This is a genomic window from Pontibacter beigongshangensis, assembly GCF_014332515.1.
Lineage (GTDB): Bacteria > Bacteroidota > Bacteroidia > Cytophagales > Hymenobacteraceae > Pontibacter > Pontibacter beigongshangensis.
The window spans coordinates 102,625-116,369 of sequence record NZ_VFSD01000018.1 but is presented as its reverse complement, the minus strand read 5'-3'; the positions used below and the strand labels follow the sequence as shown (position 1 = coordinate 116,369).

The following is a 13,745-nucleotide window of genomic DNA, read 5'->3' as shown; positions in this document are numbered from 1 at the left end:
GAGCCATTGACAGCTATGGTAGCACCTACTCGCGCGCTAGTTGGAAATATAAATGATATACTAGGTCTATGAACCGTAAAGATATCATCACTCGTAGCGTTACCAATGCCTGTTACAACCTCAAGCGCCCCTGTTAGTGCACCAGTTGGCACCAAAACAGTCACTGTGCCATCAGAAGTGGTTTCTGGCTGTGCTTCAACGCCTCCACCAAATCTTACCACAGAAGTAGAAAGCAAGTTGGTGCCTTGTATAGTTACTAATGTTCCGACAGCACCTGCAACAGGATCAAACGAAGTTATAGTGGGGCCTTGTACAGTAAAGTCAGCTGATGTAGCTATTATACCAATATCTGTAGATAGCACAATTGCTCCAGTTACTGCGCCTTCCGGCACAGTAACGATAACTGCCGATCCATCTTCCGCTACAAAATCAGGAGCTACAGTTATATCACCGCCAAACGTAACTTCGTTAGTAGTCTCTAAGTTTTCTCCCGTTATTAGAACTTGTGTACCTATCGGACCTTGTTTTGGAGTAAAATCATCAATTATTGGAGCTACGAGTTCAAAAAAACCTTCGCTAACAATTTCTTCGCCCCCACTTGTATATAATGCCAATTGGGAAGATTCAAAATCTCCTTCAACTACATTGAAAACTGCTTCGGTAGCACTAGCTGAAACAAACTCTAAAGGAGAAAAATCTTCTAAGAAAATAGCTTCAGTTATATCTTGCAAATTGGTACCTATTATTGTTATTGTGGTTCCAATGCCTCCTCTGGTAGGTGTAAAGCTAGTAATAGAAGGCGAAGATGTTTCTACAGGTATACCAGTAACTAAAATATCATCGATTCTATATTGGGTATTGCCAGAAGTTTTCTGCCATCTTATTAGAAGATTTTGAACAGAAGGTATTGACCCTTCTGACACTTGCTTATATTCCCACTCAGTTGCCGATCCTAAAGAGCCAAATGAAAGAGGGGTGCTCCAATTATTTCCGCCATCCACACTATATTGAAGAGCAAGGTCTGTACCTGTAGCAGACACAGTTCCTTTTCTAATTCCGAATGAAAGTTGTATACCTTCAAGATCCGTTGTATTGATGCCTGTAATCTGAAAAAAACCTGTAGGCCCAGCAACAATTACATTATTATTTCCGGAAGCACCTGTATATGCACCACCTGATGGAAATGAGGCATTAACAGCCCCACTACCAGTCATAGTGGCATTGTCGTTATCAAAACGGTTTTCTCTTTCATGTACATCAACACCAGATAATGGACTCGCAGAAGCAGATGGCACAGTTCCCATTGTTTCAGAAAAAACAGTAACACGTGTCGCCTGCCCATACCCCGGCACTACCACACTGAGCGCCAGCACCACCTGCAGGAGCAGCGGAATTAGAAAGTTTTTAAAAGAGAGAGTAAAAGTTTGTCTCATAAAATTAAAAAATTAAAATATTCTAGTATTCAGAATGGGTAACATCATAACAATAGCCCTGACTCTCTCTTCTGCCTCATCTGTGGCAGAAAACAAAATCCGGTGCCATTAACTGGTATGTTGGGTTACTACTTTATTGTTTATTACAACTGCCAGAGCAGCTAATCTCCTGTAATATGCTTACGCAGAATCACTTACATCTGTCCATCTATCCCAGCCATATTTTCAGGACGAAGGCAGAGAAAGAGTAGGAGACCTGTGTTATATTAAAGTTATAACTTTAATATTCGTTCTTGCTATTAAACAACTCATAATGGCACTAAAGGTAAGGCAAAATTTCATATTTAAAAAAACATTTAAAATCATATGCCTGAATATTGTAACATTATTTTACAATAAAATAAATAAAACGTTATTTTTTACCATACCTGATTTAAGGGATATCGGCTACTCGGCTGCTGCTGCTGGCAATGTTTAAGCAGGGTTCACAACTGCAGCGGCAATAGACAAATCTTTTTAGAACCAAGCTCGCCACGTCTGAGCTTTACAGGCTTTGCGCTCAAACCTGTACTAATTTCCAGGCGCCTTCAGGTACGGCTGGTCAGGTTGGTTTGAGAAGAAGCTATTGACAGGAAACCCTAATTATGCTAATCAAAAATGCCCTCCAGAGGCCCCTGCTGCTGTTCCGTCTAATATGCGACAGACCATGTTTGCATGCGCCTAAGGTATACCAGCTGTAAAATGGCCGTATACGGGCAGGGACGAAAAAGGAGACAAATAACTTCTTTTTTTGATACCCGGCAGCTTAAACTTTGCCCTACTTTCGGCCGTTGAGGTAAGGCCGATCTACATTAGACTGCACAAAGAGCGCGTAGCTATCTAGGTCGAGGGCGACCAGGTTGCCAAAGGCGGCATTTTTGTAATACACGCAGCCAGCATCGAGGTTTATCTGGGGCTCTTCGTGCGCCACGGCTTTTTTAATGGCGTGCAGGGCCGTGGGAGTGTGGCCATGCAGCAGGCGCTTGTTCGACACCTTGCTCCAGTCTACTTTGTAGTTACGGATGTTCATCATGGCATCTGTATCTCTGAAGATATCGTCGTGCTTAAAATCGAAGCCGGCGTGCACCAAAAAATAGTCGGGCAGCTCGAGGTAAAACGGCAGGCTGCCCAGAAAATTGAAGTACCTGTCAGGGAGGTGCGTGATATCTTTTATGCCGAAGTTGGTCAGCAGCATTTCCTTCTCCTCCTGCGGCAGTTTCAGGGCGCTCTCGCCGGTGCGGGCGGCCTGCAGCAGCATCTGGTCGTGGTTGCCGCGCAGGCACTTTAGCTGGTAGTGCTGCTTGCGGAGGTGAATGATATAATCGATGACGCCTTTGCTGTCGGGGCCTTTGTTTACCAGATCGCCTAATATATACAACTCATCGTCTTTGCGAAGACGAAGCTGCTGTGTGACCATGGCTTTGAGGGTGCTGGCGCAACCATGGATATCTGTCAGGGCGTAACGGGCCATAGGGGTTGGTTAGCTCTTACACAAGTATACGGCCGCCTGCTTTGGGTGCTGCCGCTGTAAATTTAGCTGATACAAAAAATAGCACCTGCCGGAGCAAGTGCTATTCCTGTTGAAATATACTAAAAATTTCTAATTATACTTTCCTTTATCGATATCCGGCTTATTCAGGTTCCGGTTCGGGTTATTGGTTTTCACGTTTTGTCCTGGCTCATCCGGACCGTCGGTGTACTTATCCTCCAGTTCATCGTGCTCCGACCGGGTTTGGTTCGGATCTACAGGCTTAACACCTGCCTTTGATTGCCCTGTTCCGCTTGGGTTTCCGGCGTTTTCCCCACCGGGCTGGGTATGCTTATATGATGGCATAACGTCCTCCTTCTTTTTTAGTTAAACAAAAGCGCCCGACAAAGCCTTTGGCAAGGCTCCGCCAGCACCTGATACAATAGTCATTACAGCTCAGGAGAGTCATTAAGATCCCCTGCCTTCGTCTTCTGTTCGCATGTTATCTTTTGGCGGCACCCCGTCATCAGAAAAGTCGTTCACGCCAATGGCGGATGGCCCGTTGCCGGCGGTATCGGAGCCGTAGCCCTCTTTGCCGTCGCGGTTGCCGAAGCCGCCGCGCTGGTTTTCGTTTTTAGGCGCATCGGCGTTCGGGATAATATGCCCGGCCCGCATTTCCTGCTCCGAGGTATCGTCTTCTATCACACGCACCGGCCTGTCGTGCGGCCCTTTGCCATTGTGCTGCCGGCGCTGCTGTGCGTTCTGCTCTTTGTCTTTTTCCATAGTGAATAGATTTAATGGCCAAAGCCGCAAACCGGCACCAGCCTTTAGGGGTTTTACTCCTTTTACGGAGCGATGGTTTAATAATTTTAGGAACCTATCAGCTCGCCGCCGTTTACGTGGATCACCTGGCCGGTTACATAAGAGCCATCTTCGGAGGCCAGAAAAACATAGGCCGGCGCTACCTCCGATGGCTGCCCCAGGCGCCCCATAGGCTGTTCAGAGCCAAACTCCTTTACTTTTTCGGCATCGAAGGAGGCGGGGATAAGCGGTGTCCAGATCGGGCCTGGCGCCACGGCGTTTACCCGTATATTTTTCTCGGCCAGGTTAGAGGAGAGCGAGCGGGTAAAGGAGGTGATGGCGCCTTTGGTGGAGGCGTAATCCATGAGGTGGCTGCTGCCACGGTAGGAGGTAATGGAGGTAGAGTTCACAATGGCGGCACCTTCTTTCATGTGCTCCAGGGCGGCCTTGGTCATGTAGAACATCGAGAAGATGTTGGTCTGGAAGGTGCGCTTGAGCTGCTTCTCGGAAATATCGCGCAGGTCGGTTTGCTCGTGCTGCTCGGCGGCGTTGTTGACCAGCACATCGAGCTTGCCGAATTCCTTTACCACCTGCTCCACAGTTTTCTTGCAGAAAGCCTCCTCACCGATATCGCCGGCAATAATGGTGCACTTGCGGCCTTCTTTCTCCACCAGCTTTTTAGTATCCTGGGCATCTTTGTCTTCGTTGAGGTACACGATGGCCACATCGGCACCTTCGCGGGCAAAGTGCACAGCCACGGCACGGCCAATGCCACTGTCGCCGCCGGTTATCAGGGCCACTTTGTCTTTTAACTTATCGCTGCCTTTATACGTTTTCCGGATATACTCCGGCTTTGGCGTCATTTCGTGTTCTTTGCCGGGTTGCACATCCTGTTCCTGTGCCGGCACTGATTTCGGTTTTTTGTCCATCGTTTTCATAGTTTTAGGTTACACATGCCACTGTCGCAGCCTTTAAACTATACGCCAGGCTTGTTTTTTAAGTTAGAAAGTTGTTTTGAGTTAGAAAGGTAGACAGCTGTTTTAAGCTAAAAAGTATAAGAGGCAGAGAGTTCTGCAAGAGCGGCGGCGGCAGAACCTCTGGAGGGTCATTTTCATTTGAATAATTGTGCTCCTGTTCAGGACACTATACAGCTATTAACAATTATAATTATGTGGAAAGAAGAAGACAATAAGCTCAGACGCAGCCTCAAGTTCAAGGACTTTAAAGAGGCCATGGCGTTTATGAATGCCGTAGCCGAGGCAGCCGAAGAAATGGACCACCACCCCTGGTGGAGCAACATGTACAACCAGGTAGACATAGAGCTCACCACCCACAGCGCCGGCAACACCGTAACCAACCGCGACCATAAACTGGCGAAGCGAATCGATGAAATCTATTCTAATTTTGGAAGTCAGAAAGGTAAAAGTTAGAAAGTTCATCTATCTGAATCAGACATTTATCAACAGCAGCAGCGCCTCCGGAGGGCGATTTTCATTAGCATAATTCATTCTTGCCTTACAGGCCTTCAAAACATTATATAACTTTTTAACTCTTTAACTTTTTAGCTTATCTGAAATACCTTTCCAACCTTCTAACTCTTTAACTTTCTAACTTATCTGAAGTATCTTTGCCGCATGCAGGAACCTGAAAAAACCAATCTGTATTTAGTGCCCACGCCCATCGGCAACCTCGAGGACATCACGCTGCGTGCCATCCGGGTGCTGAAGGAGGTAGATGTGATACTGGCCGAAGATACCCGCACCAGCGGCAAGCTGCTCCAGCACCTGGGCATCGACAAGCGCATGCACAGCCACCACCTGCACAACGAGCACAAGGCTACGGCCCACCTGGTAGATCGCCTGAAGGCGGGAGAGGTGATGGCGCTGGTATCGGATGCGGGCACGCCGGGCATTTCGGACCCGGGCTTTTTTCTGGTGCGCGAGTGCCTCAAGCACGACCTGAAGGTGGAATGCCTGCCAGGCCCCACGGCTTTTGTGCCCGCCCTGGTCAAGTCCGGTTTCAGCACCGACCGATTCACCTTCGAAGGATTTCTGCCCCTGAAAAAAGGCCGCCAGACGCGCCTGCTCAGCCTGGCCACCGAAGAGCGCACCATGATCTTTTATGAGTCGCCGCACCGCCTGCTCAAAACGCTCACGCAGTTCCAGGAATACTTCGGAGGCGGGCGCATGGCATCTGTTTCACGTGAAATATCGAAGATGTTTGAGGAGACGGTAAACGGCACGCTGGAGGAACTGGTGCAGCTGTTCACAACAAAAGCCATTAAAGGAGAGTTTGTATTGGTGGTGGCAGGAGCCGAAGGAAAGCAAAAAAACAGTAAAAACGATCATGACTAACTATTTAAAGGGGCTTTGGCTGGCGCTGTTCCTCCTGTTGGTACAGCTACAGGCGCAGGCCCAGTTTACCGGCATCCGCTTATCACCCGAGGCCAAAATAAGCCTGATAACCTGCTCCAGCGGCGAAGAACTCTACTCCACCTTCGGCCACAGCGCCGTGCGGGTAAACGACCCGAGCACCGGCATGGACATTATCTTTAACTACGGCACCTTCGATTTTAACGAGCCCAACTTTTACCTGAAGTTCGCGCAGGGCAAGCTCAACTACAAGCTCTCGGCTGCCTACTTCCAGGATTTTGTGTATGCCTATGTGGCCGATAACCGGGGCGTGTACGAGCAGGTGCTGAACTTTACGCCGGAGCAGAAGCAACAATACTGGGATTTCCTGACAAACAATTACCTGCCCGAAAACCAGTTCTACCTCTACGACTTCTTTTTCGATAACTGCGCCACCCGCATCCGGGATGGCATAGAGGCCACCTTCCCGAACCAGATCCAGTTCAACCTCGCCCACCTCGACAAAAACATGTCGTTCCGGAACCTGACCGACCTGTATCTGGACCCGCAGCCCTGGGGAGATTTCGGGATAGACCTGGGCCTGGGTTCGCGCATAGACCGCACCGCCACACCGTACGAGTACATGTTCCTGCCCGATTACCTGTCAGAGGGGTTGGCCAATGCCACTATTCAGCAAAATGGCAAGGCCGTGCCCCTGGCCGGAAAAATGCAGGTCGTGTACGAGAAGAAGCATGCAGAGGAGAGCCTCAGCCTGTTTACGCCTACGGTGTTCTGGTGGCTGCTCTTTGCTACAGCCGTTGCCCTGACATTTATCAACTACCGCAAGCGCAACTGGAGCAAAGCTTTCGATACCATCCTGTACCTGCTCTTTGGTCTGCTGGGGCTGGCGCTGCTGCTGCTCTGGGTGGCCACCGACCACCAGGGCACCGCCGATAATTATAACCTTTTGTGGGCTATCCCCACGCATCTTCTTATCTTCGTCTACCTGTTGCGGAACAGCTTCCCGAAATGGGTGGTGGCTTACCTGGCCATAACAGCGGTAATAGCGGCTGTGCTGGTGCTGGGCTGGCTGTGGTGGCCACAACAGTTCCATGCCTCGTTTCTGCCGCTGGTGCTCACCATCGGGCTGCGGTCTGCGTACATGGTATGGTTTTCTCGAACTAAACAAAAAGTAACAACATGAACCTTCAGCAACTAACACAGGAGTTAAATATAGCCGCCAAGAGAGCCGGTGCCTTTATCCGGCAGGAAGCCGAGACCTTCGACCGCGCCCACATCGAAATGAAAGGCTTTGCCAACATGGTGAGCTATGTAGACAAGCAGGCCGAGGAGATGCTGGTGGAGGATCTGCGCAAAGTGTTGCCAGAGGCCGGCTTTATAACCGAAGAAGGAACCGACACCACCCGCCAGGAACGCTACAACTGGGTAATAGACCCGCTCGACGGCACTAGCAACTTTACGCACGGCCTGCCGCTCTTCTCGGTAAGCGTGGGCCTGATGGAATACAATGAAATAGTGGCCGGCGTGGTGTACGGCGTTATGCAGGACGAGTGCTTTTGGGCCTATAAGGGAGGAGGCGCCTACTGCAACGGCAAACGCCTGCAAGTATCAGACATCACGGAGCTGGGGCAGTCGCTGGTCATTACCGGCTTTCCGTACTACGAGGAGACGAGGGCGAAGCAGTACCTCGAGATCCTGCATGCCTTTATGGCCCGCTCGCATGGTTTCCGCAGGCTCGGCTCGGCCGCCCTCGACCTGGCCTACGTGGCAGCAGGCCGCGCCGAAACGTTCTTTGAGTACAACCTGCAGCCCTACGATGTGGCAGCCGGCATTATTCTGGTGCAGGAGGCAGGCGGCCAGGTGTCGATGTTCGGCGACGGCGATGACTTTTTATTCGGGAAAGAAATTATCGGCAGCAACGGGCATGTGCACCAGCAGATAAAAGACACCATCAACGAGTTCTGGCAGTAGCCCTGATGTAAACTTTTTTGCCGCCTTTTTAGTTGTTAATTGAGGGGTGCCGATTGCTGGTTTTGAATGGCTAATTCCAGCAAGAAAGAAACATTAACAACTAACAAGCAATAACTTATAACCAGTAAGCCAAATGCAGGAAATAATCATTTTAGTATTGTTCTTAGTGGCCGCAGCGTATATGGCGCGCCTGCTGTACCGAAGCTTCAGCACAAAAGGGGGCAGCTGCGCCAAAGGATGCGGCAGCGCCTGCTCTTCCATCGATTTCAAGAAAATACAGAAGGAACTCGAGCAGAAGAAGCTGGCCCGGTAAGGCCGCGGCCATGATAAGGCGGCAATTGCAGGATTTCTTGCCGAAAACTGTATCCTTCAGCCTTTTTTGCGTATAGGTTTATACTTGACAACCGACATCAATTTAAACCAAAAAGCTATGCAAGATAAAGTTGAAGAAAGATCCCTGGTGAATGTGCTGAACCGGCTAAGAAAAGACGGCTGCACCCTCGACTTTAAAGTGACGGAAGACGGACGTCTGGCGACAATGGACGATAAAAAGACATTTACCCCAGACCAAGTTCGAATAGTAGACTTCTACCGCTTTGAAGGCGAAAGCAACCCGGACGACATGTCTATCCTGTATGTGATCGAAACTACTGAAGGCATAAAAGGCACTATCACCAACTCGTACGGGCCTTATGCCGACGAGAGGATAGAGAATTTTATGAAGCAGATAGAGGACATGGGCAAAAATCTCGACAAGAACGACAAATAAACACAAAGGGCCGGAGTTGATTCGGCCCTTTGTCGTTTATGGGCCATACTGCAGCCCCGATTCACCTCTCCAGATCATTTATTAGCACATTAACCAAATTATTCTATTGAATTAGGCACTTGTTTAATAAGATTCAAATAGCTATAAATCAAATATTTAACATAAAATCTCAGAGCCAGTGTTAAACCAATATACACATTGAGGGTGGTCCTCAAAACCAGTAGTTTGGTAATTTTTTAAAGAAGGCACTATTGGCTATTAACTAAGTGCCTAATTCAATTATTCTAATCAAAAAGCCCCTCCGGAACTGCTGCTGCTCTTTCAACAGGACGCCATATATTTCTGTCTGGACCTTTCTATAGGGCACCTACCCAAGGACCTCACAAAATGTTAGAATATTTAGAATAGTGTTCTCCTTACTGAGTGAAGTGGCTGACGCAAACTCTGAAAATTTGCATTCCGTCAATATTGTTTCTGTGAAGCAAAGGCACTAGTCTGAGACACCTGAACACAAGAAGTGCGTAGCCAGAAACTCCGCCCCATGGGTATCGGCCCCTTGTGAGCTGCATAAAGCTCACGAGGGGCTTTTTGATTAGAATTATTTGGTTGAAGTGCTAATTTAAAATTTGCAGAATTGGAGATGAGAAGATGGAGAAGAAGAAGTTACGATGGCGCACATGAGCGGATTTGTGAATAAAAAACTCCTAGCTCATAACTCTTAAACCTTAATCGTAAGGTCTTTACGCCCACACCCTGGTGCCTTCGGTGCAGTTGCGGCACATCTCCACCTCCGACCGCGACCGCAGCAACGACTGCCTGAAGCGCTGGTAGCTTTTGCCGCGCCACACGCTGCTGAACGGCGCTGCCTTCAGGTCGCCCATGCGGTACTCCGCGTCCTTGTCGAAGCAACAGGGCACTACCAGGCCATCCCAGGTAATAACGCAGGAATGCCACATTTTCCAGCAATGGTTCAGCAGCTTGTTTTTAACCGAATATGTGCCGTTGCCGTTGTTGCTGTACCGCGAATAATAATCTATGGTAGGAATTAGCGGAGAGCCGTTTTCGTAGTCATAGATCTGCGCTGTTTTAAACACCACTTCGTCCACGCCAAGCTCTGCTGCCAGCGCTTTCACATCGTTGAGCTGGTGCTCGTTGGGCTTTACAACCAAAAACTGAAACATGATGTGCGGTGTTTTTGCTTTCAGTTTTTTCTTCCATTTTACCACATTCCGGGTACCTTCCAGCACTTTCTCCAGCTTTCCGCCCACCCGATAGGCCGCGTAGGTTTCCTGCGTAGTGCCGTCTATCGACACAATCAGGCGGTCCAGGCCCGACTCCACGGTCTGGCGGGCCACTTCATCGGTCAGGTAGTGGGCGTTGGTAGAGGTGGCGGTATAAATGCCTTTGCTGGCGGCATACTGCACCAGGTGCAGGAAGTTTTTGTGCAGGTAAGGTTCTCCCTGAAAATAAAAGATAAGGTACAGCAGGCGCTGGTGCAGTTGGTCGATGGTATGTTTAAAGAGTGTATCGTCGAGCATGCCGGTAGGGCGCGTAAAGGAGCGCAGGCCGCTGGGGCACTCGGGGCAACGCAGGTTACAGGAGGTAGTGGGCTCAAAGGAGATGCTCAGCGGCTGACCCCAATGCCTGGCCTTACCCGACACGCGCGACCATATGTAACTGCCCACCACCTGTGCGGCATTCAGCATGCGCAAGGGAGTAAGCTTCGAAACAAAGTTAAGGCCGTCTGTAAAGTGGAGCTTCATCTGCAATGGTTTTAACGGCAAACGCCGCCGCATGTGCAATATCGCATTTTTAAATCAAAAAAGGGACAGCTGCTGTAGCCGTCCCTTTTTTGTACCTGATTCAAATAGCCGTTTAAATGTAAGCAAAACCGCTATTTGGTGGCATTCATCATTTTGAATTTCTAATTTTTAATTCAGTGCGGTGCTTAGTACCTGAAGAGCGCCTTTACACTGGCCCCATCGCTTAGTTCCGACATGCCGTTGTAGCTGCTCACAAACACTTTTCCGCCCTGCGAAATCGTCTTCATAGCTGCCAGGTTAATCAGGTCGAAGTCGCCGCGCTGGTACTCTTCGTGCACCTCAGCTGTTGCGCTCTTTTCGTTGTAGATACCCCAAACCGGCTGGCTTGGCGCAATAAAGAGCGTATCTACGCGGCCATGGATGGCTTCGGCGGCCACTGTGGCAATGTCTTCGGAGGTGATGCCTGTGCCAGCCACTGTCTCGTAGCGGTCCAGCGACTCGGAGTGGCTTTGCTGCATCAGTGGTTTTATGATAGCGAGCGCCTTGCTATGGATGGTGTTCATGTTCTCTATGTCGGCATTCTCATTTAAGTGAATGTTCTGCGGCACAATGTTCTTGTATTTGCTGATGTTGCGGTAGATGGCGCAGTAGTGGTCTACGCCCGCCAGAACAAGCGGCTCGTGGGCGTTGTGCAGGATGCGCCACAGGTTGTTGTCGATGTCCTGCATAAACTCCCGAACGCGTTCGTGTTCCTCGTCGCCTTTGGTAGAGCCTGGCCCGTGCACAATGTTGGTGCCGTTGTTGGTGGTGGTGGCGTGGGTAAAATCCTGGTCGTTGCCGATCACATCAAATTTAAGCGAGTCGGTGGTGCTGATCGACTCTGGCAGGAACGAACTTACGTCTATCTGCCTGATCTTGTCGATGGTGGCTTCGTAAAAGGCGGTTTTATCTCGGAACAGGCTGAGTATAAAGAAGCGTCCGTTCTGGCTCAGGATTGGCAATATAGGCGTAAAATGGAAGTGATCCAGTACATACACTTCGTCTGGCATGGTGATAGGAAGCGTGTAGTGCGCCGAAAACCCCTTCGTGATGAACACCGCCAGCCCTTCGGCCTGGTGTCGCCAGAAGTTGCCGTCGTGCAGGAGTTCCTCTGCCGGTTTCAGGTATTGCGTAATTTCCGCTTCGGGTACATCATGTTTTCCTAGGAGTTCTCTGGCTTTTCGAACCTGATTTTTAAAAGCTATGCTATCCATCCCGTTCAGGGTCTCTTTACCGCTACGGTGAGTAGGCAGGTAAAAAGAAATGCACAAAGCGTTTTGTGTGTTGCCTTGTACATTAATTAGCCTCTCGATGTCTTGTTTATTGATCAATGCCATACTTTTGTAGATTTATTAAATTTGTATTATCACATTTAACTGGACTTATAGAAGCGTCTTCTGCCTGGCAGAAGTGGTAAATATTAAGTACGCATCTGCCTGTTTAACGGTTATTTATCTATTCACAGATCATTGGAGCGCAAGAGTAGCAAAGGGCTCCTATCGCCCCAGAAAACGCCGGAAGGGTGGCCAGCTAAAACAGGCCGGCAATGGCTCCAAAAGAAAGCCTCCTGGCACCATGGCACCAGGAGGCTTTCTTTTGGAGGTCCGGTTAAATCGAGACCGGAATTTGCACTAAAATAGGAATGTTACTAGCTGTGCCCCGACAGCTTACCGTGCTGCGGCCTGCCCTGAGTTCAGTATCCGGAGCAGTTCGGTCTCTGCGTCGCGGTCGGTGGGGCGCTTTGGCTTGGCCGACAACACGTTGCCTGCCTCGTCTATCAGGAAATAAGCGGGTAGCTCTTTGATGCCATATTCGGCTATCACGTCGGGGCTAAGGCTTTTATAGAGTTGCACCCCCGGCAGGTTTCTCCTGGAAACGGTGTTGCGCCAGGCCTCCTCGTCGTCGTCCATGCCCACGCTGATAAACACCACAGGCTGCCCGCTCAGGTTTTTGTGGAGTTCCTGCAGGTAGGGCATGTCGTTCAGGCACATGCCGCAGTTGGTGCTCCAAAAGTTCAGGTATACCAGCCTGCCCTTAAAATCGCTGAGCGACACTTCCTTGCCCTGGGCATCCAGGAGCTTAAAATCGGGGGCGAGGCTGCCGGTGGCCAGCTGTTTGTTCTCGTTGTAAAGCTTCCGGAAATAGGCCAGCACCTCTGGCTCCTGCATTACGGTCTGGAAATCGGCCAGAAGCTCTTCCGACTGCTTCGACTGCCCTTTCAGCAGCGACTGTTTCAGGACCTGGCTCAGGGCCAGTGCCTGCACCTGCCCGGCTAGTTTTTGTTTGGCGAGGGTGTAGCGCGTGGTGTAGTAATCGGGGTTGGTGTCGGTTTTGCCAGCGGCCTTAGCCAGGTGCGTGGTGTAGTTGCTCAGAAAGCCGACAAAAGCCGGGCTGAGCAGGTTCTGCTCGCGCTGCATGTCGAGTTCCTGCAGGTAATGGAAATAGTTGGCCGAGGGCGTCAGGCGGTTCTCGCTCCTGACCATTTGCTCCCGCAGGTCGAAATACGTGATTCTGTCGTTGGCATACCCATACTCAATCTCTGTCTGTGCCAGCCTTCTGAAGGCGTCGGAAACAGGGTTTTTGGCAGTATACCTCTCCAGGAACCTGAGCTGCTCCTGCTTCCGCGATTCCAGGAACTCCACGAAATCTTTCTCGCGCAGTTTAATATTATCAGGCAGCACCTGGTACTGGTCGAACTCCTCGAAGTTGTAGCCATACTGCGCCAGGTAGTTGTTTTCGTTAGCTCCGGCACCTGCAAATTTCACGGTTTTCAGGAGCTTGTCGCCGTTGGCCGTCAGGTTCAGTTCGAAGCCGGGCTCCAGGTACACCGTTACCACTTCGGAGCCGTGCACGAGTTCGGCGAGCCCGGCTTTGGTTACCGGCACCTCCAGCCTGAACTCATTGCCTGTAAGCGTGGCCTCCGTCTCTACTTCGGTGTGCACAAGCAGCGAGGGGTAGGTCACTACCGTAACCTGTTCAGACAGCGGCTTGCTTATTTTACCCCTGATAATGGCTTTGGGCTGTGCAAAAAGGGGAGAACCTGCCAGCAGCAAAAGGAGCAGGAACAAAGAGGCTGAAAGTCGATTCATA

General features: G+C 50.0%; 13 protein-coding genes and 1 pseudogene. 6 read left to right on the top strand and 8 right to left on the bottom strand.

From position 1 onward, the window contains the following. Positions 1-158 precede the first annotated feature (158 nt). From FJM74_RS22745 to FJM74_RS15130, 5 genes and pseudogenes are all read right to left on the bottom strand, one after another. Positions 159-1,214: pseudogene (locus tag FJM74_RS22745) on the bottom strand (IPT/TIG domain-containing protein); the annotation flags it as partial. 1,036 nt (positions 1,215-2,250) lie between these two features. Then, positions 2,251-2,943, bottom strand: coding sequence for a metallophosphoesterase (locus FJM74_RS15145; protein WP_187263469.1), 693 nt, complete (start codon positions 2,941-2,943; stop codon positions 2,251-2,253). A gap of 129 nt (positions 2,944-3,072) precedes the next feature. Beyond that, positions 3,073-3,306: a hypothetical protein gene (locus FJM74_RS15140; RefSeq protein WP_187263468.1), complete on the bottom strand. Its 234-nt coding sequence runs from the start codon at positions 3,304-3,306 to the stop codon at positions 3,073-3,075. A 102-nt stretch (positions 3,307-3,408) separates the two neighbouring features. Beyond that, positions 3,409-3,723, bottom strand: a complete 315-nt coding sequence (locus tag FJM74_RS15135) for a hypothetical protein (RefSeq protein ID WP_187263467.1) — start codon at positions 3,721-3,723, stop codon at positions 3,409-3,411. An 86-nt stretch (positions 3,724-3,809) separates the two neighbouring features. Further along, the gene (locus FJM74_RS15130) at positions 3,810-4,679 is read right to left on the bottom strand and encodes an SDR family oxidoreductase (RefSeq protein ID WP_206684052.1); all 870 of its coding nucleotides are present in this window, start codon (positions 4,677-4,679) and stop codon (positions 3,810-3,812) included. Positions 4,680-4,910: 231 nt separating this feature from the next. Between FJM74_RS15130 and FJM74_RS15125 the strand changes: the two genes are divergently transcribed. From FJM74_RS15125 to FJM74_RS15100, 6 genes are all read left to right on the top strand, one after another. Continuing rightward, positions 4,911-5,171 (top strand): 4a-hydroxytetrahydrobiopterin dehydratase, encoded by a 261-nt coding sequence (locus tag FJM74_RS15125; RefSeq protein WP_187263466.1) that lies wholly within the window; start codon positions 4,911-4,913, stop codon positions 5,169-5,171. Positions 5,172-5,375: 204 nt separating this feature from the next. Next, positions 5,376-6,095, top strand: a complete 720-nt coding sequence (gene rsmI, locus FJM74_RS15120) for a 16S rRNA (cytidine(1402)-2'-O)-methyltransferase (RefSeq protein WP_187263465.1) — start codon at positions 5,376-5,378, stop codon at positions 6,093-6,095. After that, positions 6,088-7,296, top strand: coding sequence for an Lnb N-terminal periplasmic domain-containing protein (locus FJM74_RS15115; RefSeq protein ID WP_187263464.1), 1,209 nt, complete (start codon positions 6,088-6,090; stop codon positions 7,294-7,296). Before rsmI ends, FJM74_RS15115 begins: the two co-directional genes overlap by 8 nt. Next, positions 7,293-8,084, top strand: coding sequence for an inositol monophosphatase family protein (locus tag FJM74_RS15110; RefSeq protein WP_187263463.1), 792 nt, complete (start codon positions 7,293-7,295; stop codon positions 8,082-8,084). The genes FJM74_RS15115 and FJM74_RS15110 overlap by 4 nt, the downstream gene beginning before the upstream one ends. A 133-nt stretch (positions 8,085-8,217) precedes the next feature. After that, positions 8,218-8,397, top strand: a complete 180-nt coding sequence (locus tag FJM74_RS15105) for a FeoB-associated Cys-rich membrane protein (RefSeq protein WP_187263462.1) — start codon at positions 8,218-8,220, stop codon at positions 8,395-8,397. A 117-nt stretch (positions 8,398-8,514) separates the two neighbouring features. Then, positions 8,515-8,853, top strand: a complete 339-nt coding sequence (locus FJM74_RS15100; protein WP_187263461.1) for a hypothetical protein — start codon at positions 8,515-8,517, stop codon at positions 8,851-8,853. A 740-nt stretch (positions 8,854-9,593) separates the two neighbouring features. Here FJM74_RS15100 and FJM74_RS15095 read toward each other — a convergent pair. The 3 genes from FJM74_RS15095 to FJM74_RS15085 form a co-directional block, all read right to left on the bottom strand. Then, the gene (locus FJM74_RS15095) at positions 9,594-10,616 is read right to left on the bottom strand and encodes an SPASM domain-containing protein (protein ID WP_187263460.1); all 1,023 of its coding nucleotides are present in this window, start codon (positions 10,614-10,616) and stop codon (positions 9,594-9,596) included. Between the two features lie 185 nt (positions 10,617-10,801). Beyond that, positions 10,802-11,992: a baeRF7 domain-containing protein gene (locus FJM74_RS15090; RefSeq protein WP_187263459.1), complete on the bottom strand. Its 1,191-nt coding sequence runs from the start codon at positions 11,990-11,992 to the stop codon at positions 10,802-10,804. 330 nt (positions 11,993-12,322) lie between these two features. Beyond that, positions 12,323-13,744 (bottom strand): TlpA family protein disulfide reductase, encoded by a 1,422-nt coding sequence (locus FJM74_RS15085; protein WP_187263458.1) that lies wholly within the window; start codon positions 13,742-13,744, stop codon positions 12,323-12,325. Between the last annotated feature and the right edge of the window lies 1 nt (position 13,745).

What these genes read in the sequence shown, in the direction of transcription:
- FJM74_RS15145 (WP_187263469.1), bottom strand. Translation starts at nt 2,943, where the DNA reads ATGGCCCGTTACGCCCTGACAGATATCCATGGTTGCGCCAGCACCCTC.
- FJM74_RS15140 (WP_187263468.1), bottom strand. Translation starts at nt 3,306, where the DNA reads ATGCCATCATATAAGCATACCCAGCCCGGTGGGGAAAACGCCGGAAAC.
- FJM74_RS15135 (WP_187263467.1), bottom strand. Translation starts at nt 3,723, where the DNA reads ATGGAAAAAGACAAAGAGCAGAACGCACAGCAGCGCCGGCAGCACAAT.
- FJM74_RS15130 (WP_206684052.1), bottom strand. Translation starts at nt 4,679, where the DNA reads ATGAAAACGATGGACAAAAAACCGAAATCAGTGCCGGCACAGGAACAG.
- FJM74_RS15125 (WP_187263466.1), top strand. Translation starts at nt 4,911, where the DNA reads ATGTGGAAAGAAGAAGACAATAAGCTCAGACGCAGCCTCAAGTTCAAG.
- rsmI (WP_187263465.1), top strand. Translation starts at nt 5,376, where the DNA reads ATGCAGGAACCTGAAAAAACCAATCTGTATTTAGTGCCCACGCCCATC.
- FJM74_RS15115 (WP_187263464.1), top strand. Translation starts at nt 6,088, where the DNA reads ATGACTAACTATTTAAAGGGGCTTTGGCTGGCGCTGTTCCTCCTGTTG.
- FJM74_RS15110 (WP_187263463.1), top strand. Translation starts at nt 7,293, where the DNA reads ATGAACCTTCAGCAACTAACACAGGAGTTAAATATAGCCGCCAAGAGA.
- FJM74_RS15105 (WP_187263462.1), top strand. Translation starts at nt 8,218, where the DNA reads ATGCAGGAAATAATCATTTTAGTATTGTTCTTAGTGGCCGCAGCGTAT.
- FJM74_RS15100 (WP_187263461.1), top strand. Translation starts at nt 8,515, where the DNA reads ATGCAAGATAAAGTTGAAGAAAGATCCCTGGTGAATGTGCTGAACCGG.
- FJM74_RS15095 (WP_187263460.1), bottom strand. Translation starts at nt 10,616, where the DNA reads ATGAAGCTCCACTTTACAGACGGCCTTAACTTTGTTTCGAAGCTTACT.
- FJM74_RS15090 (WP_187263459.1), bottom strand. Translation starts at nt 11,992, where the DNA reads ATGGCATTGATCAATAAACAAGACATCGAGAGGCTAATTAATGTACAA.
- FJM74_RS15085 (WP_187263458.1), bottom strand. Translation starts at nt 13,744, where the DNA reads ATGAATCGACTTTCAGCCTCTTTGTTCCTGCTCCTTTTGCTGCTGGCA.